Below are 19,056 nucleotides of genomic sequence, written 5' to 3'. Positions count from 1 at the left end.
TTGTTGTGAGGTCCTGCCCGCTGCAGGCTTTGGCCGCTGGCGATAATCGAATGATGAGCGCCCTCGAACGTCCCATGCCGCCCCTGAACGCCGACGAGCGCACCACGCTCGAAAGCTGGCTCGACTTTCATCGCACCACCCTCGCCATGAAGTGCGAGGGCCTGGACGATGAGAAGGCCGCCGTCGCGTCCGTGGCGCCGTCCGCCTTCACCCTGACTGGTCTCGTCCAGCACATGGCGGAGGTGGAGCGGAACTGGTTCCGCCGAGTGTTCGCCGGAGAACAGGCCCCGCCCATCTACGACCCGCAGGCCGACCCCGATGGCCCCGACGGCGGCTTCGAGCTGGCCGAGGGCGCCACCCTGCGCGACGCTCTGGCCACCTGGCACGCGGAGATCGCCCGCGCCCGCGAGCACTGCGCCGACCGTGCTCTGACCGACACCGGCCGCTTCATGGAGCAGGACGTCAGCCTCCGCTGGATCTACGTCCACATGATCGAGGAGTACGCCCGCCACAACGGCCACGCCGACCTGGTTCGGGAACGCGTCGATGGCACCACCGGCGTATAGCGGCGGATCAGGCAGTGTTGGCCCGGTCGACGACGGCGCGTAGGCGCCAGTCGTCGGCGTGGCGGTTTCGCCAGATGATGTAGCGGCGGATCATGCTGCCCTGTTCCTTGTGGTCGGCGGGGTCCGTGCCGTCGAGGGTGAAGTAGCGCAGGGCCGTGAACTGGGCCTCGATGCGGTTCAACCAGGAGGAGTTGGTCGGGGTGTAGGCGACTTCGACGTTGTTCGCCGCCGCCCAAGTGCCGACACGCTGGCACTTCTTCGTGGTCAGGTGCGGGGAGAAGTTGTCGCAGACGATCGCGATCCGCACCTCCGTTGGGTAGAGCGTGCGCAGGTAGCGGCAGAACTCCAGAAATTGAGTGCGCTTCTTGATCGGTTTGATGTGGCCGTAGAGCTTGTCCTTGGCCAGGTCGAGTGCGGCGAACAGGTGCCGTACCCCGCCGTAGCGGTTGTAGGTAGCCCGGCGCCGTCGGCGTGGTTCGCGAGTGGGGTCTTTATGCTTGCCGCCGCGCTCGGCCCATTGCCGTCCGGGGTGCGGCATCAGGTTGAGCGGACCGAACTCGTCTATGCAGAAGATGATTTCGGGTTCGCCGTCCTCGGGTATGACCTCGCCGTCGGCGATCGCGTAGAGATGTTCGACGCGGGCCTTCTTGGCCGCGTAGTCCGGGTCGCGGGAGGGTTTCCAGGTCTTCAGGCGTTGAAAGGAGACGCCCTCCTCGGCAGGATGCGCAGGCCCTCGTGGCTGATGTCGTCGACCACCCCCTCGGCGACCAGGAAGTCCGCCAGTTTGGTCAGGCTCCAGGTCGAGAACGGCAGGTCATGCTCGGTGGGCTTGGACTTGGCGATCTTCTTGATCTCACGCCGTTCAGGGAGAGTGAAGGTCTTCGGCCGGCCGCCCTTGTACTTCGGGTACAGCGAGTCGAAGCCGTCGGCGTTGAAGTTGTGGATCACGTCGCGGACCCGGTCGTCGCTGGTGAAAGTGACCTCGGCGATCTTCCCGGCCGGCATGCCCTGCGCGGACAGCAGCACCATCTGGGCCCGCCGCCAGGTCACCACCGACCCGGTGCCCCTGCGGACGATCCGCAGCAGGCGATTGCCCTCGTCATCGTCGATCTCACGCACGCGTACTCGTTCTGCCACCCGCACAGAATGGCGGTCACGCGCCGCTCGGAACAGGACTGAGCGGCGCGTCACATCACGGCAGGGCAAACGTTGCCTGATGCGGCACTAGCGCGCACACGCCCCCGAGCTCCCTTCCGTACGAGAAGAGCTCCGTGATCTCCTGGACCGAGAGCCCGCCCGCGCCCCCAGACCCACGTACGTCCTTTCACCGTACTGGCACACTTCCAGTCCTGAACAGGAGACCGAAGCGGGCCGGGCAGTCGGAGACGACGTACAGTTCACCGTTCTCGTCCAGGCCGAGGAACGCGTGGTCGAGCTCGCCGACAGGGGGAGATGGCGGCCGATCTCCTCGCCGCATTCATCGAAGCGCTCGGCCTCGCTGGGGCGAGGAGCAGGGCCAGATCGAACGCTTCCCGAGCGCGCGTGATCCCGCTGCCACCCTCGCCCGCGGTCAGCTCGCCGGACTCGCGCAGGGTGTCGGGACCGGCGGACATCGCCGGGAGTGGGGCGTGTCCCCACTCCTCCCAGTCGTCCGCGGCTGACACACCCAGCGCTCCATCGCCGACCCTCGCGCCCCCCGCCACCAGGTCCGTTGACGGAGAAGCGGCTCGGTTACCCCGGACACCGGTGACTCGGGCGGCTGCGTGACGCTCATCCGTGCCGCCGAGGGGCGACTGATCTCCTCGTGAGCCCTTTCCCTCCGAGTGCGTGCGGGCGTGGGCGCGGTGGCGGTGCGGTGGTCAGTGGGCGGGGCCCGCCGGGGTGACGTCGCGGACGAAGACGGGCTTGAGGTGTTTCTCGGGCAGGGCGTCGGGGAGCTGTTCCCAGTCGAGGACGTGGGAGACGACGCGTGCGGGGTCGACGGTGCCGGAGGCGGCGAGGGCGAGGGCGTCGGGGATGTGGGCGCGGACGTTGTCGCGGGCGATGCGCAGGGTGACGCCGGTGAGGTACATGTCGAGCAGGGGCAGTTCGCCGGGCCGGAAGTGGTTGCCGGCCGACTCGCAGATGCCTTCGGGGGCGAGGGACTGGACGGCGAGGGTGAGTTGGTCGACGCGGCCGGTTGCCTCGACGGCGAGGTCGAAGCCGTGGCGGATCGGTTCGATGGTCTCGGCGGTGCGGGCGCCGAAGCCCTCGGCGAGCTTGCGGTGCTCCGCGTCGGGGTCGACGTAGAGGACGTCGGAGGCGCCGAGGGCGCGGGCGATGTCGCACACGTACAGGCCGATGCTGCCGCGCGCGACGACCAGGACCCGGGCGCCCGGCCGGGCCTTGAGGTGCGGTGCCACGAGGCGCCAGGACAGGGACCAGTTGTCGCTGGCGGAGGCCATGGCGACCGGGTCGAGGCCGGTGGGCAGCGGGACGAGCATGGCGTCGGCGTACGGGACGCGGACCAGGTCCGAGAAGAGCCCGCCCCAGCTGCCGCCGATCGGCGCCCCGTACATCGCCATGTGCGGGACCGACGTGCAGTGGGCGGTGAGCCCCGCGCGGCAGTGGTCGCAGGTGCCGCAGCTGATGGACCAGGGCACGACGACGAGGTCGCCGGGCGCCACGGTGGTCACGTCGTCGCCGACGTCGGTGACGCGGGCGACGCACTCGTGGCCGAGGGCGAACGGCGGGTCGACGAAACCGTGCCCGGCCAGGATCGCGGAGTCGACATCGCAGGAGGTCGCGGCGACGGGCGCGACGATCGCCTCGCCGGCCGCCCGCACCCGGGGTTCCGGGGCATCGCGCCACTCGACCCTGCGGCGGGCGACGTACGTGAGCTCACGCATCGGCCTGCTCCTCGTCCTGCTCCTCGTCCTGCTGGGCGAGTGCGACCAGGTCGGCGTAGCGGACGACGGAGCCGCCCGCACCCCAGGTTCCGTCCGGCTGCTCGTGTACGAGTACCCACACCCGCAGTGCGTCGGCCTGAGTGAGTCCGGCGGCGGTGAGGACGGTCTTCGTCGCGTCCTGTACGAGCCCGGCCTTCCGCCGCTCGGACAGCGCCCCTTGAGGCACCGTCACCTCCACGACGTAGCGGGGCGCGCCGTCCTCGGCGGTCGTCTGGGCGCCTTCGGGCACCTCGACGAGGTAGCTCCACGCCTGGGCGCGGAAGAAGGGGGTGTCGGGTGCCCCCTCCCAGCGCAGCAGCACGGCCGCGAGGTCGCGCTGGACGGTGGCGCGGCCCTCCTCGGTGAGGGCGCCGGACGGGACGGTCAGCCGGATCATGGGCATGGCAGCTCCTATGACGATCGTTATAGAAGCTGGTCACGGTAGGCTATGACGGACGTTATAGCCAGAGGGGAGTCCACGGGTGACCAAGAGCAGTACGCCGTCGCGTGAGCGGATCGTGGCCGGCGCCGCGGACATGATCAGCCGGCGTGGGCTGAGCGCCACGAGCATCCGGGAGATGGCCAAGCACGCCAAGGCGCCGCTCGGCTCGACGTACCACTACTTCCCCGAGGGCAAGCAGCAGCTGGCCACCGAGGCCGTCCGGTACACGGGCGAGTGGGTCGCCCGCAGCCTGCGCAAGGAGTTGGAGGCGGGGCCGGTCGCGGGCCTCCGGGCCTTCCTCGACCTGTGGCGGAAGATCGTCGTGGACAGTGACTTCCATGCCGGCTGCCCGGTCCTGGCCGTGGCCATCGAGGAACCCCAGGACGGCGAGATCCCTCCCGCGCTGACGGCCGCGGCCGAGGTCTTCGAGCAATGGGAGACGCTCCTGGCCGACTCGCTCCGGGCGTACGGTGCCGAGCCCGAACAGGCCGCGCAACTCGCCACGCTCACGGTCGCGGCCGTCGAGGGCACCGTGGCGATGTGCCGGGCCCAGCGCAGCACCCAGCCCCTCGACCGCACCGCCGGACAGCTCCAGGCCCTCATCGCCGCCGCGATCGCGAAGTGACACGCGTCCGGCCGTCCGCGCATCCCCGGCAGGAGATGCGGACGGCCGGACGCGGGGCGGGGTCAGGCTCCGAGTGCGGCGCGGATCGCCTTGGCCTTCTCCTCGGTGAACACCCCGGTGTCCAGGAGTGAGAGGACGGACAGTACCCCGCCGCTGGATCCCCAGCTTCCCTCGTCGATGACGCGGAAGTTGACCCACCAGGACGGCGCCGGCTCCGCGAGACCGCAGGCGTCGGCCAGCGCCGCCAGGACGCGCTCGATGACCGCTGTCCTGACCTCCTGCCGCCAGTCCCCGTCCATCACCGCCACGTCGATCGCCATGACGTCGGCATCCGGGCCGATGTCCGCGAGCAGCCGTCCGTCGATCGCCATCATGTCCGGTCGGCGCTCGACGAAGTGCACCTGGAACCCGACCCGGGCGGGCGGAGTGAACTGCCCGACCTCCGGTACGAGGACCGCATCCGTCAGCGTTTCGGCCAGGGCGCGCCGCTGTTCCAGGTTCAGGCGTCCCGTCGGCGTGTTGACGGTAATGATCGTCACGGCATCCTCCTATGACAGGCGTTATAGAGGCCTGTCACCGTACACGCGCCTATAACGAGTGTCATATCGTCGCTGTGTGAGTTGCGTCAGCTGCGACGCCCCGAGTGCAAGGAAGGCCATGGCCACGGAACGAAACATCCGGACGAACTTCGCCTTCTATCCGCCGGAGGGGGACGGCGGAGCCTGGCGCGCCACGCTGCAGGCCCTGGAGGGGGCGCTGAGGGAGGCGTTTCCCGATCCCGTCATCGGGCACCGGACCTCCGGAATCCATGAGATGACCGTGATGGACTTCGAGATCGAGCCGGCGCCGGGCGTGTGGGTGGACGGTACCGCCGCCATCACCGAGCCCGACTTCGCCTACATCACCCTCACGGACGTGACCGCAGACGACGCCGGTGTCTTCGCCGTGTGGTTGCGCGACTCCTTCGTCCCGGCGCCCCACCTCGTGCGCTTCGCCAGTAGCCTCGCCATGGCGAACGGCGAGGAGGTGCCCTCGCCGCTGCCGGTCCGAGGGGGCCGCGAAGACATCAGTGGCTTGTTTCGTCGGCACCTCGACGCATTCGACTGCTGACGGAGCTTGACGCGTGACCGCGGGGGAGTGGTGGCTCGCGAGTTCGTCGGGGGCCGGTGAGGGCAGTGCGGCCACGAGGGCGGTGTTGCCGACACGTACGCGACCGCGGCCGCTCTTGTCGTGGAGGGAGACGTCGATCCCGAGGGGGCCGAGTAAGCCGAGAGGGCCGGGAGCGCTGGGGGCGTCGGGCGTGCTGACGTGCAGGCGTGTGATGCTGTGCTCCCGCAGCAGGAAGCCGTCCAGTCCCAGGTGGCTGCTGTCCTCCGGATCGTCCTTCGGCTGAAGCATCGAGGCGGCGGCGTGGAGGGCGTCCCCGAGCTCGAACGTGACGCGGTCGAGGGGGCTGTGGCCGTCCCAAGGCACCACGCGGCTGACCCCTCGGCGTCCCGGCGGTAGCAGGACGCCGCGGACGAGTCCCGCGTCGGTGGTGCCCGAGAGGGGCGATGCCGTGAAACGGAGCAGCTGCCACCTTGTGCCGGCAGCACTCGGGGAGTTCGGCGCGGACCGAGCGGTGGGGAGGGCTCAGGCCCCGAATCGGATGGCGGTGAGCCCTTCGAGTCGGTGCTCGCGGGCAGGGAATCCGAACAAGATCCGGTGAATGGGTGTAAGCACGCGTGCGTCCGGGGAGTACTGGTTCGGGCGTCCGAAGGGGACGCCCGGGGCGGCCCGAATCCGGGCCACCGGTGAATTGACCAGAAGGACGAGCATGGCCAGCGGCACCGTGAAGTGGTTCAACTCCGAGAAGGGCTTCGGCTTCATCGCCCAGGACGGAGGCGGACCGGACGTCTTCGCTCACTACTCCAACATTTCCGGAAACGGATACCGCGAACTGACCGAGGGCGAGACGGTGACGTTCGACATCACCCAGGGCCAGAAGGGCCCGCAGGCGGAGAACATCATCCGCGGCTGAACCCCGCTCCCGCTTCGGTCGGCGCCCGCATCATGTGCGGGCGCCGACCGGCGAGCGGTTCGCTCCATTCCGTCATGCGCGACCGCGGGCGCCTACTGCGCCCCTGGGCCCGTAGGGCGGTGCCGTCGGACGGCGAGGCGGGGTACGGCCGCTCCGGCCATACCGGCCCTTCGGTGCTTGCACTGGATGACCCACCGCCGCCCCAAGAGGCCCGTGGCCTTCACATCCGCACAATCGTCGCCCGCGCAGACTGTCACTGCTCCGCTGTCGAACACGAGCAGAACGTCCAGGACCAGCGGGCGGGCGCTGAGTCGGATCCAAGGCCAGCCTCGTAGATCCGTCCGTGAGGTCGTCGTGGTCGTGATCGAGTCCTGGGTGATCAAAGACGACACTCTTGTCCCTGTGTCGTCCGACGCGGTTCTGGAGACCCTTCGGTCGAGGACGGACAGCGGGCGGCTTGAGACGTGGTTGAAGAGTTCTTCCGGACGCTTGCTGGCCTTCGTGACGAACGCCGAGCGGGCCATGGTGATGCTGCTCGAAGAAGAGGGAGATCCCGGCGAGCATGCAGTGGACCCGGGGGCCGAGGGATCGAGCGGCGGATTTGTCCTCGCGAACGGGCAGGACGACGAGTACCCCGATGAAGACACGGTCCCCATCGGTGAGGCGTTCAGGCTTGTGGCGCACATCGTGGGTACGGGATCTTGGCCTGCGGGCGTGTGCCGGGTGGTCGATCGCTGACCGCGGTCCGTCGCCGGGCACGGGTGACGACGGCGCCGCCGCGACCGCGTGGGCAGTGCCCGAGCGTCGGGCAGGGTCTCCGGCCGGCTGCTCCCCGCACCTGCGGTCCCAAGGGGCGCCGGCCCGTGGAGGGCCGCTTTACCCGCTTCCCGTCTGTGCAGAGACGGTTCCGCGGTCTTCCCGGTCGGCGGCGGGTAGGGGCGGGGGCGTCACACGGGTAGTGCCCCGGTGGGGTGGCCGTGCTCGCGGCCGCAGGCGGTGAGAGCGAGGACTCCGCGGCCCGAAGTCGTGGTGTGGGCTCCGAGTGCTCCGGGGTCGACGGACAAGCGTGCCGCGATGTCGTTGGCGTAGCAGGTGTCGGGGATCTTGAGCTCTTCCTTCAGCTGGTTGTACCGGGTGGTGAACGCCTCGGAGTCCGAGATGTCCACGTCGTCGAACGCGTCCTCGGGGAAGCCGTCCTCATGCGGCAGGAGGTAGCCGGCTTCGGCCGGGTGAGAGGGTTCCTCGTCGCCGTTCTCCTCGGCGTCCTCCGCGTCGTAGTGGCGTACGACCTCTCCGTCTTCGGCGATGCACCAGGCGGTCCAGCCGTCGCCGCAGCTCATCCCGTACCACTGGGCGGATCCGAAGCGCCGGCTCAGGTCGGTGCACCGCTCTCGCACGACGAGCGGAAGGGCCTCGCCCTCCTCGTCCGCGTCCTCGACGCGGTGGGTGCCCTGGGAGGCGTCGCCGAAGACCAGCGTCCAGCCGTGCAGGGCGGGGCTGACGAAGACGCGGGCGCAGGCGGCGTGGGGATGGGTCCGGTCCCAGGCGTGGTGGTCCTGGTTCCAGGCCGCCGCACCGGTCCGCAGGGTGACCGGCTGCGGGCTGCCGAGATCGAACGCCTCGAGCACGGCGTCCTGGTCCGTCGTCGGCACCGCGTACCAGGACCCGCAGAGGTGCATGCCGTCCGGGACCTCGTCCCGCAGCTTGATCGCCGTCAGCCGACGCCAGGCGTCCTGGTCCGTGGAGTCGAGACCCTCGGGGCCGGCGATCGCCGCGAGGGCTTCGAGCGCGCCGGCCCGCACCCTGGGGCCGGACGCGGGCATCCGGCGAACGCGGCGCAGGCTGGGCACACTCGCGGTGCCGATCGCCTTGAACGCCTGGACCGCTCGGTGCCGGACCTCGCGTTCCGGGTCGCCCAGCGAGGGGATCAGCCGATCGACGAACCGTACCGCCGTCTCGGCGCGGGTCTGGAAGGCGAAGAGGGCATCGCTCCGGACCTGCGGGTGCGGATGGTCCAGGAGCGGTTCGTAGGCCGCTGGATCCTCCACCTTGAGGCGCGCCAGCGCCCACCCGGCCCTTCTCTCGATCTCGGGCGAGTCCGCGGAGGCGACCGCGTGCGCCAGGGGCAGGAGAGCGGGCTCCCCGATCCGGCAGAGCACGTCCGCCGAGACCGTCCAGTCGACGGGGGACTGCTCGTCGCGGAGCACGTCCAGTACCGCTCCGACGACAGCGGCCCCCTGCCCCACGAGCGCATCGCGCGCCGACCGGGTGGAGTCCCAGGACCCTGAGAGGGACTCGGTCAGCAGTTCCATATCCATGGCGGGCGCCTTAAACGGCGGCGCTGACAGCGAAGTTGTGTGCTCAGCGGCCCCGGGCGCCACGCCGGTGACTCGCTCACTTCGCGCGGGCGCGGTAGGCCGCCACCGTCCGCTCCAGCGCCTCCTCGACCGGGGTGGCGACGGCGCCGAGCCGGTCCCGGACGAGGCTGGAGTCGACGACGAACGGCTCGGCGAACTCGTACTGCATCTCGATGAGTTCGCGCACCGTGCGGTTGACCGCGCCCATCGCGTACAGCGCGAACGTCGGCATCCGGCGCAGCCGGGCGGTGCCGGGGCGGCCGGTGGCGTGGTGGGCCAGGTCGACGAGCTCGCGGGTGGTGCGGGTGTGCGGGTCGTTGGGGAGGTGCCAGATGCGGCCCGGGGCGTCGGGGTGGAGGCCCAGGAGGGCGAGCGCCTCCCCGATGTCGGGGATGAAGGTGTACGTGTGGGGCTGGTCCGGATCGCCGAGCACGGTCGCGGTGCGCCCGGCGAGGAGGGCCGGGAAGACCAGGTCGCCGAGGTTGGACTGGGCGCCGCCGCGCGGCCCGAAGTAGTCGGAGGCGCGGCCGATCGCGACCTCCACGCGCCCGGCCTCGTGCGCGGCGAGCAGGTCCTGGGCCATCCGCCCCCGGAGCCGGCCCTTGCGGGTGGTGGCCGCGTCGGGGGTCTCCTCGGTGAACGGGCGGCCCCCGGGCGCACCGTAGCTGTAGACGTTGTCCATCGAGACCATCCGGGCTCCGGCGGCCTCGGCCGCGGCGAGCACCCCGGCCTGCAGCGTCGGGAACTCCTGCTGCCAGCGGTGGTACGGCGGGTTGAGCGCCTGGTAGACGACGGCCGCGCCGGCCGCGACGGCGGTGGTGAACGCGGGGTCGGCCGCGTCGCCCGCGACCACCTCGACGCCGTCCGGGAGGTCCGCGCGGCCGGACCGGTTGACGACGCGGACGGACTCCCCTCGGCGTACCAGGGACTCGGCGACGGCCGTGCCCACGGCGCCGGAGCCGAAGATCACGTGACGGGGGGTGGTGGTGTGCTTCATGCGTCGACCTCGCGGAGAGCGTCCGAGCCGGTGGTCCGGCCGGGGGCGGTGGCGGGCAGGAGTCGGTGGAGCAGGATGCCGGAGAGGGCGGAGAAGGTGAGCGCGCCGGTGGCGCCGAAGACGGTGAACCGCGCGTCCACGCCGACACCGGCGAGCGTGGTGACCGTCCAGCCCGCCGCCCACAGGGCCGGCATGGCCACGGCCCAGAGCCACGGCAGGCGGGCGGTGCGCGGCAGGGCGCAGGCCTGGGCCACGCCGAGCAGGACGCCCTCGACGGCGCCCATGAGCGCCAGTGAACCGAGATCGGTCCGATGGCCGACCAGGGCGGCACCGAGCAGGAGCCCGAGCCCGCTGCCGGCCGCGGTGGCCGCGGCCCAGCGCGGCGGGCTCAGTCGGCCGGAGGAGAGAAGTGCCTGCCCGGCGCCGATCACCGCCCCGGTCACGACCCCGCCCACCAGGGCGCTCATCGCGTCGTCGACCGGACCGGCCGCCGCGCGGCCGGCGAGTCCGCCGATCGGGAACGCGAGGAAACCGGCCGTCCATCGGCCCCAGACGAGCAGAGCGGGGCGTCTGGGGCCGCGTACCGAGACACGCAGAGGGGCACGCAGGGGGGCACGCAGGGGAGCCCGCATGAAAGCACGCATCGGGAACACCTCCAATTTCTGTACGCTGTGCAATTAATGTACGCCGTGCAAAAATGACTCGTCAAGGTTTCGAGTCAGGACGAGGCAGGACGAGCGAGGAGGCGTACGGATGGCACAGGACACGCCGCCGGCGAAGCGGGGCCGGAAGAGGGCGGTAGGCGAGGACGAGGTGGTCGCGGCGGCCATACGGCTGCTCGGCGCCCGCGGCGCCGACGCGGTGAGCATCCGGGGCATCGCCGCCGAGCTGGGACTCGCGCCGAACGCCGTCTACACGTACTTCCCGGACCGCGCCGCAGTGGTCGGCGCCGTCGTCGAGCGCCTGCTCGGCGAGACGGACCTCGCGGCCCTCACCGCCCGGGACACCCCCTGGCGGGACCGCATCCACACGCTCGCCGCCGACCTGCGGCACCGACTGCTCGCCCACCCGGGCGCGGTCAACCTGCTGCTCTCCGGCCCGATGGACGGCCCTCACGCCCTCGCGCTCGGCGAAGCCCTCCTCATGGTCCTCGCGGACGCCGGCCTCGATCCGGCGGACGCGGCACGCGCCTCGTACCTGCTGATCGTCCAGGTCCTCGGGGCGATCGCCCTGGAAGCCGCCGAACTCACCTCACCCGCGCCGCCCCCGCCCCTCGACGAGCGGGTGGCGAACCGCCGGGAGCAGCTCCGTGCCGTCCCCGCCGACCGTTACCCCCGTACGGCCGAAGCGGCGGACACGATCGCCCAGTACGTCTCCGACGAGCAGTACGCGTGGGGACTCGACCGGGTCCTGGACGGCATCGCGGGGAGGGCGAAAGGCTGACGTTCCTTCCCGGCGTACTGGCACGAGCGTGCCGAGTCCGCACGGCTGGGTCCACCGCCTGCCGCCTGCCGACTACCGCCTTCCGCCCACCGTCTTCCGCCCACCGCCTTCCGCCTACCGCCTCGGGCCGCGGTGGCGGTCGCCGACCGGGACGACGACGCGTCTCCTCGGTCGGTGGTCCCACCAGGCCACCGCGCCGGTGCGGCCTTCCTCAGCTCGGGTACGTGATCGAGCCCAGCGGCGGGCAGGCGGTGAGCGTGGTGCCGGCGCCGGGCCGTGCGACGAAAGCCCGGGCTTCGGCGGCCCGCAGGCGCCGGGTGTCCAGTTCGTCGGCGTCCCATGCGTCGCGCCTGGCGCGGGCGTAGTCCCACGTGTCGTCGATGAGACTGAGGCTGGTGTTGCCGGCGCTGCGCTGGAACTCGTTCTTCATGACGACCCGTTGGAGTCCCGTCTGGACCGCGGCGAGCTCGATGCGGGTGATCAGGACGCCGACGGTGTTGGGTTCACGGGTCGGCAGGGGGGCCTGGGGGAGCGGCGACACCCCGGTGTCGAGGCGCCCGATGTTGTCGACGGCCGCCTGCTGGGCGTCCTGCGACATGATCTGCATCTCCTGGTGCAGCCAGCGGAACTCGTCGAGGTCCGCCTGGGTGATGCGCATCCGCCCGTACAGAGCCTGGAAGCGGCGATCGTGATGCAGCGGGCGCAGGTGGGCGACGTGGAGCGCCACGCAGTCGTTGTAGCCGGCTGTCACCGCGGCGTCGAGATGGAAGATGGCCTGCTCCGTCTGTCCGTGTGCGCCCGCCAGGCTGCCGAGGCTCGCGTGGCCCGCGGCGACGAGCCACGTGCCGTCGGGTCCGAGCGCCGTGGCGCGCGCGACGACGTCGTGGAAACCCGCGGTACCCGCCGCGGCGGGGCCCTTGGTCAGGAACTCGACCATCACTTCGTGAAGGCGGGCGGCCAGTGAGTTGACGGTGTCGACCATGGATCTCCTCGGACCTGGGTGGTGAAGAGCGAAAGAGCGGTGGGTCTTTGGCGACCCCCCCATGGACATGACGAGCGGACGGGGTGGCGGGTTCCTGCTCGGGCCGGGCGGTGATCACGAGCGCGCCGTGGGCCTCCGGAGCGCGGGGCGGCCGGTCGAATCCACGCTCACGTCGCAGGTCGTCGGTTACACGTCGGCTGTGCGGATCGCATCCCTCAACCAGCCCATGAGACCGGGGACTTCGACCTTCTCAAGGATGCGGAGGGCGTCGGCGGCCGGCGGTGACAGCAGGGCGTCGTCCCCCAGGTCGGCCAGGGGGATCCACGCCGCCGCGTCGGTGGAGCCGTCGATCTCGGTCACCGCCGGCGGCCCGCCCTTGAGGGAAACGGCGTAGAACAGGGCCGTGAGGCTCCAGCTCACCCCGTGGCGCCGGGCCGCGTAGGTCCGCGCGTCGAGCAGGCGGGCGTCGGTGAGTTCAAGTCCTGTCTCCTCAAGGAGTTCACGGGCCAGGGCCGCCACGGGCTGTTCGCCCGGGTCGATTCCACCGCCTGGCAGGTGCCAGAGCCCTGGTGCGAACACGGGCGAGGCCTCCGACAACCGAATCAACAGCAGCCGGTCGTCCTCCACCGCGATCGCGTAGACCGAGACGCGGGTCCGTACATGAGCGTCCACGCTTCCCTCCCCCTCCCGTATGCACGACACGGCAGTGCTCTGCTCTGCACTGCACTGCACGAAAGCCGGTACGCGGGAACCCTCATGTCCCCGAGATCGGCCTTCGCAACAGGTCTCATGATGACGGCGACGGCTCCGGAGGCCGTACACGCCCGGCCGCCGCGCGGACCGCAGCCGTCACCCGTTCCAGGGGAACGCCGGTGGGGACGGTCACGCCCAGTGCGGCGACCGTCCCCGCCGGGCCCCGCACAGGAGCCGCCACCGTCACCTCACCCCACCGGAACTCCTCCGCACAGGCCGCGAGACCGGCTGCCCGGGTCCGAGCGAGCCGGCCGGCGAGAAAGCCCGGGGAGACCACCGTGTGCCGGGTGTCCGGGCGCTCAAGGCCCGCAGCGCCGGGAGCGCCGCGTCGAGGAGGCCGCGCGGGCAGGGTGCCGCCGCGCCGAGCACCCGCAGCCGGATCCCCAGCCGGTACGTGCCGTCAGCGCCGCGTTCCAGACCGCCCCAGGCCACCAGCTCCCGCAGCAGACGCAGCGCCGTCGGCGCCGGGAGCCCCGTGCGGGCCGCGATGTCGGTGAGGCGCAAGGCAGCCGGGCCGCCGCCCTCGAAAGCGTCGAGCGCCGAGAAGAGCCGTCCGGCCACGCTCTCGCCCAAGTCCCCGCCCCTGTCTCCTTGTCGGATTCCACTCAGTGAAAGCCCGGACTTCCCGGTCTCGTACGGGCCGTACGAGGCTCAACGCATGAAGCTCGGTCTCGGCGCCGGGTGTGATGGAGCGGGTGTACACGGGCGTCGAGCACCTGTACCGGCATCTGCACGAGGTGCCCGCCTACGTGATCCCCTGCGTCGAAGGTCGCACCGAGGGCCTCTCCGTCACCCACCAGGCCGGCACCTGGGGGTCGATCCTGCCCGCCGCGTGGAGCTTCATGCCGGCCGCCCGTGAGCGCGGTCTCGGCACCGTGTGGACGACCGGGAACCTGCCGTTGGAGCGGGAGTTCGCAGACGTGCTCGGCATCCCGTACGCGGAGGTCATGCAGGCGGCCTTCATCCCGGTCGCGTACACGGTAGGCACCGACTTCCGCCCCGCCCGGCGGATTCCGCGCGACCAGGTCCTGCACTGGGACCAGTGGTGAGGGGTGCACGGCGACCGTACGGTCTCCAGGGCGGCGGTCCGGACTGTGGGCCGCCAGCCGTGAGCACGCACGCCGGGTGTCTCACCGGTCGGCTCGGCGCTGGCGCAGGCGGGTCGCCAGCTCCCCGGGCAGGGCGTCCCGGTTTGCCGCGGTGAGAGGGACGACCTCGATGTCGGCACGTCGTCTGAGGGCGTCGGTGAAGGGATCGCGGTGCACATGGACCGTGGCCACGACATCGACCTCTGCCACGAACAGGGCATCGACCGCGTCCCGGAACGCAGGACAGGCCAGTTCCATCCGCCCCAGTTCGTCGATGAGCACCAGCCGCGCCCCCGACTCCGTCGGCCGCAGCGCCGGCAGTGCCAGGCGTTCCATGACGCTCAGGTCGACGCCGTACTTCCCGACCCGCGGCGGACCGGGAAGGTCGACATGGGCGAGCACCGCGCGCCGGCCCTCCAGCGTCTCCAGGGCGAAGCCGACCCGGGCTCCGGATTGGCGGATCTCCTCGGTGGTGAAGCCGGTGGCCGGGCGGGTGGGCAGCAGCGCGGCCAGTCGACGGAGGGCGGTGGTCTTGCCCGAGCCGGGGCGTCCCTCCAGCAGGATCCTTGTCGGCACACCGTCATTTTCACCCCTGCTGCGGGAGGGGGCAGGGTGTGCTCGGCCGAAAGGGGGGTTTCGGTCCGGATCGGTGCCGGCGCCGTCGCCCGCGGGTATGGCGGCGCGCATGAGCGGAATTGAACTCAGCAGCACCGCGTTCGACGACAGAACGGTGATCCCCCGTCGCCACAGCGGGGAGGGAGAGAACCTTTCACCGCCCCTGACCTGGTCGGGGGTGCCCCATGAGGCGACGGAGCTGGTGCTCCTCTGCGAGGACCCGGACGCGCCGGGGACGACCTTCCTGCACTGGCTCGTGACCGGCATCGACCCGGGAACCACGGGGGTGGCCGAGGGGCAGACGCCCCAGGGCGGGCGGGCCTGGCCCAATGGATTCGGGCGGGCCGGCTGGGGAGGGCCGATGCCGCCACCGGGACACGGGCAGCATCGCTACTTCTTCCGCCTGTACGCCCTGTCCGAGCCGCTGCCGCTGCACGAACACCCGGGCGTCGAGGACGTGCACCGTGCCCTGAAGGGCAGGGAGCTCGCCTCGGGCACTCTGGTCGGGACCTATCAGCGCTAGCTCGTCCCCCCATCGCTGGTCGTGGCCGTGGGTGCCCATCCACTGGCAGCGGCTCCCGCGGTGCCTCCAGGACCTGGGAGGTCATCCGTACGTCGGCGTCATGACGGGGTTCCGGGGTCGGTGTACCGCAGCAGGGCGCCCACACCCTCCTCCAGTCCCAGTTCGCCCTCCGGTACGACGACCAGTTCGGCACCAGTGCCGACGAGGGCCCTGACCAGGGCCTCGTCGGCGCGTTCCTCACGCGGGGCCCGCACGCCGAAGGAGATCAGCTCCGCCTCGCCGAGGGCCAGCTGAGTGGGCTGCGAGCCCGTCCAGAGCCGCAGCGAGGACGCGGGCCGGCGGTTCAGGAGCAGTGCCGACACCTGGCCGCGCTGGAGAGCGGCCACGGTGGCGGCCAGCCCTTCCGTCATGGGTCCGGCCAGGGCGCGGCGGCCGATGAAGATGTCGACGAGCTCCCGGTCGTGCGCGGCCATGTGGCCGCGGAAGACGCCGTCGAGCTGCGGCTCGAGCAGGGCGCGTCCGGTGTCGGTGGGAGTCCGGCCGCCCACGCGCACGACCTTCTCCCGAAGGGTGTGCGGCAGACGGCGGATCAGTACGTTGCACGCCCACTCGTCGCCGCCCACGACGACCGCGTCGGCATGGGCGCGCCGCGCCCGCTCGTCCAGCCGGTGCCCGAGCCGGAGGGCCGTGCGGTGCCAGGTCGCCACGGCGACCCTGCGATGCAGGCGCTCACCCGGGGTGACGGTGGACACGGGCCAGGTGCCGGTCTCCGCCTCGAGCGTCACCCAGCCATGGGTCTCGGCGGTCGGCAGGCCGCCGTAGTGGACGACCACAGCCAGGTAGGGGATCTCCGGAACGTGCTGGGTGACGAGGGGCATCGCGTCCGGCAGGGTGCTGTAGCGCGCGGAATCGTGCTCGGGCGGCCAGGGCAGCTCCCCGTTCAGGACCAGCGTGCCGTGGGCGGCGAAGAGGGTCTGCCCGTGCACGCCGGGGACCTCGGTGTCGGTGCCGACCGCCTCTTCCAGTACGTTCAGCAGCCCCCGGTCCGCGCCCTGGCGGGCCAGGCTCTCGCGCAGCCGCCGCCAGCGCAGGGCGATCGCCCGCTCGGGATGCTCGACGTTCCGGGAGGTGTCCAGGTAGACGGAGACGTACGGGCCCGGCTCTGCGTAGAGGGGCTCAAGGAACGACAGCCTCATCGCCACTCCTCGTCGACGGTGCCGATGGTCTCCCCACCTTCGATGATGCCTGCCCGAGAGGGCGACGGAGCCCGATGAGCGCGGCCGACTGCCTCGGGGCGCCGTACGGGGTGACGGTGACCGCCTCGGGTGCCCGGACCCGCCTGCGCCGGTCGCCCGTACACCGGTCCCGTACGACCTCTTGACGGCCCCCGTCCGGCCTCCCTACTGTCACGCCAGAATTTCGAACGCATGACGAAATCTCGAACAGCAGGGAGTCAACCGCCGTGCGGATCACGGGAATCAGCACACACGTCGTCGGAACGCCTTGGCGCAATCTGACCTATGTCCAGGTCCACACCGACGAGGGACTCACCGGCGTCGGCGAGACCCGGATGCTGGGGCACACCGACGCGCTCCTCGGCTATCTGCGCGAGGCCGAGGTCAACCACGTCCGCGGCTCGGACCCGTTCGCCGTCGAGGATCTCGTACGGCGCATGAAGTACGGCGACTACGGCCGGGCCGGGGAGATCGTGATGTCCGGCATCGCGGTCGTGGAGATGGCCTGCTGGGACATCAAGGGCAAGGCCCTCGGCGTCCCGGTCTGGCAGCTGCTCGGCGGAAAGGTCACCGACCGGGTGAAGGCCTACGCGAACGGTTGGTACACGACCGAGCGCACTCCGGAGGCGTACCACAAGGCCGCCCGCGGAGTGGTCGAGCGCGGCTACCGGGCGCTGAAGATCGACCCCTTCGGCAACGGCCACTACGAGCTCGGCCACGCCGAGAGCCGGTACGCGGTCTCGCTCGTCGAGGCGGTGCGGGACGCCATCGGCCCCGACGCCGAACTGATGCTGGAGATGCACGGCCGCTTCTCTCCCGCCACCGCGGTGCGCCTGGCCCACGAACTCGCGCCCTTCCGGCCGGCCTGGTTGGAGGAGCCGGTACCGCCGGAGAACCTCAAGGCCCTGAAGAAGGTCGCCGACAAGGTGGACATGCCGATCGCCACCGGCGAGCGGATCCACGACCGGATCGAGTTCCGCGAGCTGTTCGAGAGCCAGGCCGCGGACATCCTCCAGCCGGACGTCGGCCACATCGGCGGCATCTGGGAGACCCGCAAGCTCGCCGCCACGGCCGAGACCCACTACATGATGGTCGCGCCGCACAACGTCGGCGGCCCGGTCCTCACCGCCGCCTCCCTCCAAGTGGGCTTCACCACCCCGAACTTCAAGGTCCTGGAACACTTCAACGACTTCGCGGACGCCGAGATCAAGAAGGTGGTCAAGGGCGCGCCGCAGGTGGACCCGGAGACGGGCTGCTTCCACCTCTCCGAGGCGCCCGGCCTGGGCGTCGAGCTCGACGTCGACGCGGTCGCCGAGTTCCCGCAGCAGCAGGCCCGGTTCGATCTCTGGTCCGAGGGCTGGGAGCAGCGCCGGCCCCGGGAGACCCGGTGAGCGGCGAGGCCCTCGTCGTCGACGCGCCGGGCGCGTACCGGCTCGTCCCGCACGTACCGCGCGAGCCCGGCCCCGGCGAGGCGCTCGTGGCCGTGCACGCGGTCGGCGTGTGCGGAAGCGACCGCGAGGTCTACCAGGGCAGCCGACCGGAGGGCTACGTCCGCTACCCGCTGGTCCCCGGCCACGAATGGTCCGGGACCGTCGAGCGGGTCGGCGCGGGCGTGCCCGGGACACTGGCCGGACGCAAGGTGGTGGGGGAGGGCTTCCGGAACTGTCAGGTCTGCGACCGCTGCCACGCGGGCGAGACGACCCTGTGCACCGCCGGGTACGAGGAGACCGGCTTCACCCTGCCCGGCGCCATGGCCCCCACCCTCACCCTCCCGGCCCGGCTGCTGCACGTCCTGCCGGACGACGCCGACCTGACCGCGGCCGCCCTCCTGGAGCCGGCGGCCTGCGTGGCGGCGGCGGTGCTCGGGGCGGGCGCCCGGCCCGGTGAGCGGGTCGCGGTGGTCGGTACCGGCACCCTCGGCCTGCTCGCGGTGCGGTTCCTCGCGGCGGCCTCCCCCGCACGGCTGCTCGTCGTCGGCGTGGGGGCCGAGCGGGAGCAGCTCGCCCGGAGGCTCGGCGCCACCGAGTTCCGCACCCGTGACCAGGAGCTCCCGGACGACCTCGACGTGGTGATCGAGGCCGCCGGCTCCGCCGACGCCGCCCGCACCGCCGCCGGTCTGCTGCGGCGCGGCGGGCGCCTGGTCCTGACCGGTATCCCGGCGCCCGGCGCCGAGGGGCTCGACCCCACGGGCCTGGTCGTCCGGCAGCTGACCGTGCACACCGTGTTCGGCGCCCCGCCGGCCGCCTGGGCGCACGCCACGCGCCTGTTCGCGGCCGGGCTGCTCGACCCGCTGCCGCTGGTCACGCACGAGCTGCCGCTGTCCGAGTTCGGGCAGGCCATGGCGCTCGTGGGGGCCGGCGACCCGAAGGTCGGCAAGGTGCTGCTGCGGCCGTGAACCGCAGGCGGGTGAGACGAAGGCCGTGAACCGCAGACCGCAGACAGCAGCCCGACGGACCGCACCGCAGACAGCAGCCCGACGGACC

At 71.6% G+C, this 19,056-nt stretch carries 22 protein-coding genes and 2 pseudogenes; 10 read left to right on the top strand and 14 right to left on the bottom strand.

Translation table 11 applies throughout. The features are described from left to right. The first annotated feature begins 53 nt into the window (after positions 1 to 53). Complete coding sequence (locus AB5J54_RS01900; protein WP_369142092.1) at positions 54 to 566, top strand: DinB family protein; 513 nt, start codon at positions 54 to 56, stop codon at positions 564 to 566. Between the two features lie 7 nt (positions 567 to 573). Here AB5J54_RS01900 and AB5J54_RS01895 read toward each other — a convergent pair. The 3 genes and pseudogenes from AB5J54_RS01895 to AB5J54_RS01885 form a co-directional block, all read right to left on the bottom strand. Next, positions 574 to 1,703 (bottom strand): annotated as a pseudogene (locus AB5J54_RS01895) (IS630 family transposase). A 722-nt stretch (positions 1,704 to 2,425) separates the two neighbouring features. Continuing rightward, complete coding sequence (locus AB5J54_RS01890) at positions 2,426 to 3,454, bottom strand: zinc-binding dehydrogenase (protein ID WP_369142091.1); 1,029 nt, start codon at positions 3,452 to 3,454, stop codon at positions 2,426 to 2,428. Next, positions 3,447 to 3,896 carry a 4-oxalocrotonate tautomerase family protein gene (locus AB5J54_RS01885; protein ID WP_369142090.1) on the bottom strand — a complete coding sequence of 150 codons (450 nt, stop codon included), beginning with the start codon at positions 3,894 to 3,896 and terminating at the stop codon, positions 3,447 to 3,449. Before AB5J54_RS01885 ends, AB5J54_RS01890 begins: the two co-directional genes overlap by 8 nt. Positions 3,897 to 3,975: 79 nt before the next feature. Between AB5J54_RS01885 and AB5J54_RS01880 the strand changes: the two genes are divergently transcribed. Then, positions 3,976 to 4,560 (top strand): TetR/AcrR family transcriptional regulator, encoded by a 585-nt coding sequence (locus tag AB5J54_RS01880; protein ID WP_369142089.1) that lies wholly within the window; start codon positions 3,976 to 3,978, stop codon positions 4,558 to 4,560. A gap of 62 nt (positions 4,561 to 4,622) precedes the next feature. On the opposite strand, the gene AB5J54_RS01875 is transcribed toward AB5J54_RS01880, so the two are convergent. Further along, complete coding sequence (locus AB5J54_RS01875) at positions 4,623 to 5,099, bottom strand: 4-oxalocrotonate tautomerase family protein (RefSeq protein WP_369142088.1); 477 nt, start codon at positions 5,097 to 5,099, stop codon at positions 4,623 to 4,625. A gap of 118 nt (positions 5,100 to 5,217) precedes the next feature. Between AB5J54_RS01875 and AB5J54_RS01870 the strand changes: the two genes are divergently transcribed. Together AB5J54_RS01870 and AB5J54_RS01865 are read left to right on the top strand one after the other, a co-directional pair. Continuing rightward, entirely contained in the window at positions 5,218 to 5,670 is a 453-nt protein-coding gene (locus AB5J54_RS01870; protein WP_369142087.1) for a hypothetical protein, read from the top strand. 706 nt (positions 5,671 to 6,376) lie between these two features. Then, positions 6,377 to 6,580, top strand: a complete 204-nt coding sequence (locus AB5J54_RS01865) for a cold-shock protein (RefSeq protein ID WP_147981444.1) — start codon at positions 6,377 to 6,379, stop codon at positions 6,578 to 6,580. Positions 6,581 to 6,723: 143 nt separating this feature from the next. On the opposite strand, the pseudogene AB5J54_RS01860 reads toward AB5J54_RS01865, so the two are convergent. Then, positions 6,724 to 6,822: pseudogene (locus AB5J54_RS01860) on the bottom strand (restriction endonuclease); the annotation flags it as partial. Positions 6,823 to 6,940: 118 nt separating this feature from the next. On the opposite strand from AB5J54_RS01860, the gene AB5J54_RS01855 reads away from it, so the two are divergent. Then, the gene (locus AB5J54_RS01855) at positions 6,941 to 7,318 is read left to right on the top strand and encodes a hypothetical protein (RefSeq protein ID WP_369142086.1); all 378 of its coding nucleotides are present in this window, start codon (positions 6,941 to 6,943) and stop codon (positions 7,316 to 7,318) included. 209 nt (positions 7,319 to 7,527) lie between these two features. On the opposite strand, the gene AB5J54_RS01850 is transcribed toward AB5J54_RS01855, so the two are convergent. The 3 genes from AB5J54_RS01850 to AB5J54_RS01840 form a co-directional block, all read right to left on the bottom strand. Continuing rightward, positions 7,528 to 8,898, bottom strand: a complete 1,371-nt coding sequence (locus AB5J54_RS01850; RefSeq protein ID WP_369142085.1) for a HEAT repeat domain-containing protein — start codon at positions 8,896 to 8,898, stop codon at positions 7,528 to 7,530. 76 nt (positions 8,899 to 8,974) lie between these two features. Continuing rightward, the gene (locus AB5J54_RS01845) at positions 8,975 to 9,934 is read right to left on the bottom strand and encodes an NAD-dependent epimerase/dehydratase family protein (protein WP_369142084.1); all 960 of its coding nucleotides are present in this window, start codon (positions 9,932 to 9,934) and stop codon (positions 8,975 to 8,977) included. Further along, positions 9,931 to 10,578 (bottom strand): hypothetical protein, encoded by a 648-nt coding sequence (locus AB5J54_RS01840; RefSeq protein WP_369142083.1) that lies wholly within the window; start codon positions 10,576 to 10,578, stop codon positions 9,931 to 9,933. Before AB5J54_RS01840 ends, AB5J54_RS01845 begins: the two co-directional genes overlap by 4 nt. 109 nt (positions 10,579 to 10,687) lie before the next feature. Here AB5J54_RS01840 and AB5J54_RS01835 point away from each other — a divergent pair, with 109 nt between their 5' ends. Continuing rightward, a complete protein-coding gene (locus AB5J54_RS01835) occupies positions 10,688 to 11,377 on the top strand; it encodes a TetR/AcrR family transcriptional regulator (protein WP_369142082.1) in 690 nt (229 codons plus the stop codon). A gap of 211 nt (positions 11,378 to 11,588) precedes the next feature. Here AB5J54_RS01835 and AB5J54_RS01830 read toward each other — a convergent pair whose 3' ends face one another. From AB5J54_RS01830 to AB5J54_RS01815, 4 genes are all read right to left on the bottom strand, one after another. Continuing rightward, positions 11,589 to 12,359, bottom strand: a complete 771-nt coding sequence (locus AB5J54_RS01830; protein ID WP_369142081.1) for a hypothetical protein — start codon at positions 12,357 to 12,359, stop codon at positions 11,589 to 11,591. Between the two features lie 186 nt (positions 12,360 to 12,545). Further along, the gene (locus AB5J54_RS01825; protein ID WP_369142080.1) at positions 12,546 to 13,031 is read right to left on the bottom strand and encodes an NUDIX domain-containing protein; all 486 of its coding nucleotides are present in this window, start codon (positions 13,029 to 13,031) and stop codon (positions 12,546 to 12,548) included. A 115-nt stretch (positions 13,032 to 13,146) separates the two neighbouring features. Then, the gene (locus AB5J54_RS01820; RefSeq protein ID WP_369142079.1) at positions 13,147 to 13,389 is read right to left on the bottom strand and encodes a hypothetical protein; all 243 of its coding nucleotides are present in this window, start codon (positions 13,387 to 13,389) and stop codon (positions 13,147 to 13,149) included. Further along, positions 13,296 to 13,685 carry a helix-turn-helix domain-containing protein gene (locus AB5J54_RS01815; protein WP_369142078.1) on the bottom strand — a complete coding sequence of 130 codons (390 nt, stop codon included), beginning with the start codon at positions 13,683 to 13,685 and terminating at the stop codon, positions 13,296 to 13,298. The genes AB5J54_RS01820 and AB5J54_RS01815 overlap by 94 nt, the downstream gene beginning before the upstream one ends. Positions 13,686 to 13,798: 113 nt before the next feature. On the opposite strand from AB5J54_RS01815, the gene AB5J54_RS01810 reads away from it, so the two are divergent. Then, complete coding sequence (locus AB5J54_RS01810; RefSeq protein ID WP_369142077.1) at positions 13,799 to 14,161, top strand: nitroreductase family protein; 363 nt, start codon at positions 13,799 to 13,801, stop codon at positions 14,159 to 14,161. An 81-nt stretch (positions 14,162 to 14,242) separates the two neighbouring features. Here AB5J54_RS01810 and AB5J54_RS01805 read toward each other — a convergent pair whose 3' ends face one another. Next, positions 14,243 to 14,776: a nucleoside-triphosphatase gene (locus AB5J54_RS01805; protein WP_369142076.1), complete on the bottom strand. Its 534-nt coding sequence runs from the start codon at positions 14,774 to 14,776 to the stop codon at positions 14,243 to 14,245. Positions 14,777 to 14,885: 109 nt separating this feature from the next. Here AB5J54_RS01805 and AB5J54_RS01800 point away from each other — a divergent pair, with 109 nt between their 5' ends. Further along, the gene (locus AB5J54_RS01800; RefSeq protein ID WP_369142075.1) at positions 14,886 to 15,338 is read left to right on the top strand and encodes a YbhB/YbcL family Raf kinase inhibitor-like protein; all 453 of its coding nucleotides are present in this window, start codon (positions 14,886 to 14,888) and stop codon (positions 15,336 to 15,338) included. 98 nt (positions 15,339 to 15,436) lie between these two features. On the opposite strand, the gene AB5J54_RS01795 is transcribed toward AB5J54_RS01800, so the two are convergent. Continuing rightward, positions 15,437 to 16,534 carry a hypothetical protein gene (locus tag AB5J54_RS01795; protein ID WP_369142074.1) on the bottom strand — a complete coding sequence of 366 codons (1,098 nt, stop codon included), beginning with the start codon at positions 16,532 to 16,534 and terminating at the stop codon, positions 15,437 to 15,439. A 266-nt stretch (positions 16,535 to 16,800) separates the two neighbouring features. Here AB5J54_RS01795 and AB5J54_RS01790 point away from each other — a divergent pair, with 266 nt between their 5' ends. Together AB5J54_RS01790 and AB5J54_RS01785 are read left to right on the top strand one after the other, a co-directional pair. Continuing rightward, a complete protein-coding gene (locus AB5J54_RS01790) occupies positions 16,801 to 17,964 on the top strand; it encodes a mandelate racemase/muconate lactonizing enzyme family protein (protein ID WP_369142073.1) in 1,164 nt (387 codons plus the stop codon). Next, positions 17,961 to 18,968: a zinc-binding dehydrogenase gene (locus AB5J54_RS01785; RefSeq protein WP_369142072.1), complete on the top strand. Its 1,008-nt coding sequence runs from the start codon at positions 17,961 to 17,963 to the stop codon at positions 18,966 to 18,968. Before AB5J54_RS01790 ends, AB5J54_RS01785 begins: the two co-directional genes overlap by 4 nt. Positions 18,969 to 19,056 lie beyond the last annotated feature (88 nt).

This window comes from Streptomyces sp. R44 (genome assembly GCF_041053105.1).
GTDB lineage: Bacteria > Actinomycetota > Actinomycetes > Streptomycetales > Streptomycetaceae > Streptomyces.
The sequence above is the reverse complement of the archived record's forward strand: the minus strand, read 5'-3'. Positions and strand labels throughout refer to the sequence as shown.

Excerpts from the sequence above, each read along its gene's own strand:
- AB5J54_RS01850 (WP_369142085.1), bottom strand. The coding sequence starts at position 8,898 with ATGGATATGGAACTGCTGACCGAGTCCCTCTCAGGGTCCTGGGACTCC.
- AB5J54_RS01865 (WP_147981444.1), top strand. The coding sequence starts at position 6,377 with ATGGCCAGCGGCACCGTGAAGTGGTTCAACTCCGAGAAGGGCTTCGGC.
- AB5J54_RS01870 (WP_369142087.1), top strand. The coding sequence starts at position 5,218 with ATGGCCACGGAACGAAACATCCGGACGAACTTCGCCTTCTATCCGCCG.
- AB5J54_RS01830 (WP_369142081.1), bottom strand. The coding sequence starts at position 12,359 with ATGGTCGACACCGTCAACTCACTGGCCGCCCGCCTTCACGAAGTGATG.
- AB5J54_RS01835 (WP_369142082.1), top strand. The coding sequence starts at position 10,688 with ATGGCACAGGACACGCCGCCGGCGAAGCGGGGCCGGAAGAGGGCGGTA.
- AB5J54_RS01800 (WP_369142075.1), top strand. The coding sequence starts at position 14,886 with ATGAGCGGAATTGAACTCAGCAGCACCGCGTTCGACGACAGAACGGTG.
- AB5J54_RS01885 (WP_369142090.1), bottom strand. The coding sequence starts at position 3,896 with ATGCCCATGATCCGGCTGACCGTCCCGTCCGGCGCCCTCACCGAGGAG.
- AB5J54_RS01810 (WP_369142077.1), top strand. The coding sequence starts at position 13,799 with ATGGAGCGGGTGTACACGGGCGTCGAGCACCTGTACCGGCATCTGCAC.
- AB5J54_RS01845 (WP_369142084.1), bottom strand. The coding sequence starts at position 9,934 with ATGAAGCACACCACCACCCCCCGTCACGTGATCTTCGGCTCCGGCGCC.
- AB5J54_RS01890 (WP_369142091.1), bottom strand. The coding sequence starts at position 3,454 with ATGCGTGAGCTCACGTACGTCGCCCGCCGCAGGGTCGAGTGGCGCGAT.
- AB5J54_RS01900 (WP_369142092.1), top strand. The coding sequence starts at position 54 with ATGAGCGCCCTCGAACGTCCCATGCCGCCCCTGAACGCCGACGAGCGC.
- AB5J54_RS01795 (WP_369142074.1), bottom strand. The coding sequence starts at position 16,534 with ATGAGGCTGTCGTTCCTTGAGCCCCTCTACGCAGAGCCGGGCCCGTAC.
- AB5J54_RS01840 (WP_369142083.1), bottom strand. The coding sequence starts at position 10,578 with ATGCGTGCTTTCATGCGGGCTCCCCTGCGTGCCCCCCTGCGTGCCCCT.